This window comes from Dellaglioa sp. CoH-55-MRSF-7 (genome assembly GCF_056782235.1).
Map to the genome: position 1 here is coordinate 1 of NZ_JBXAYI010000062.1, position 452 is coordinate 452.

1 protein-coding gene is annotated in these 452 nt (G+C 58.0%); it reads right to left on the reverse strand.

From position 1 onward, the window contains the following. On the reverse strand, window positions 1-373 hold a 373-nt coding region (locus tag AC1RPU_RS07860), incomplete at its 3' end, for a hypothetical protein (protein ID WP_481769623.1). Window positions 374-452 lie beyond the last annotated feature (79 nt).

A 452-nucleotide genomic window follows, 5' to 3' on the forward strand; every position in this document is an offset into this window, starting at 1 on the left:
GCTTGGCGCTCGATATCAACTTCAGTGCGCGCTCCGCGACCTCTGTGAACGACCAGTGTCGCGTGCCCTTGACCTCGATGCGCGAGTGCACCGCACACCATTTACGGTCTTCGATGATATCGTCAGCGCGCCACCCATCGTACTTGGTGGGCAAGAGCTTAGCCTCGCCCCGTACCAGTTCGTCACGCTGCACGCCGTCAATGGTCAACACGCTACTTTCGAGGCGCATGTGGTCCGAGGCCTCGACAAGCACAATGCCGGTCACTAGCAGCGGGCACTGGCCATGCTTGTTGACACCCAGACCGATGTCGCGAAAAATCAATTCACCCTGATTCAGGTTTCTCCTTGTCACAAGGGCGCTTGCCCTTTTCATACACACATTTCGCGCCCTCGAACCCCATACGCTCTCGGCATTTGCAGGGCCCGAACCACGTATCCGGATAATGCACAGG